2 pseudogenes are annotated in these 722 nt (G+C 60.9%); one reads left to right on the top strand and one right to left on the bottom strand.

Annotated elements, in window-relative coordinates:
• Window positions 1-108 (bottom strand): annotated as a pseudogene (locus A3730_RS29455) (pyridoxamine 5'-phosphate oxidase); the annotation flags it as partial.
• A gap of 92 nt (window positions 109-200) precedes the next feature.
• On the opposite strand from A3730_RS29455, the pseudogene A3730_RS29450 reads away from it, so the two are divergent.
• A pseudogene (locus A3730_RS29450) lies at window positions 201-722 on the top strand (gamma-glutamylcyclotransferase); the annotation flags it as partial.

The raw sequence follows: 722 nt of genomic DNA, 5'->3' as shown, positions 1-722 counted from the left end.
GGCCTCAATGGCTTCATCCACCCAGAGACGCGCCTGCTCCAGTGGATCGTCATGGAGGGAGACCTGGGTCAGCCCTTCAGCGTGATATTCTTCGCGCACATCTTTCATGGTTTCCCCGGCTGGCTGTCATACTGAGCCGGCAGTATAACGCCCACACGCCAACAACCACGAACCAGGATCAAGAAGCAGGACAGTTAGCCATGCTCAACACCGCCGACGAAAATCGCCGCCGCCACGACCTGCACCCGAACCATCCGGTATGGCTGTTTGGATATGGCTCGCTGATCTACAAGGCCGACTTTCCCTACCTGGCACGACGACCGGCGTCGATCAGCGGCTGGGTCCGGCGCTTCTGGCAAGGTTATTCGCTTCGCTCACCCTTCGGGCCGCCCTAAAGTGCGTTACCTTCGCTGCGCTCGGTTCCCACGATCATCGCGGCACCCCGGATAAACCGGGGCGGGTGGTCACCTTGATTGAAGCCCCCGGCATGGTGTGTGCCGGCATGGCCTACCGCATCACGCCGGATGTGTTCGAGCATCTCGACCATCGGGAGAAGAATGGCTATCTGCGCTTTCGCACGCCACTGACCTTTGCCGACGGAGATCTGGCGGACGGTCTGGTCTATATTGCCACCGAGGACAATGCGGCCTTTCTTGGCCAGGCGGACGAGCAGGCCATTGCCGAGCATATTGCCCGCAGTGAAGGCCCCAGCGGCAGCAACC

The sequence above is a fragment of the Alcanivorax sp. HI0044 genome, assembly GCF_001634945.1.
The sequence above is the reverse complement of the archived record's forward strand: the minus strand, read 5'-3'. Positions and strand labels throughout refer to the sequence as shown.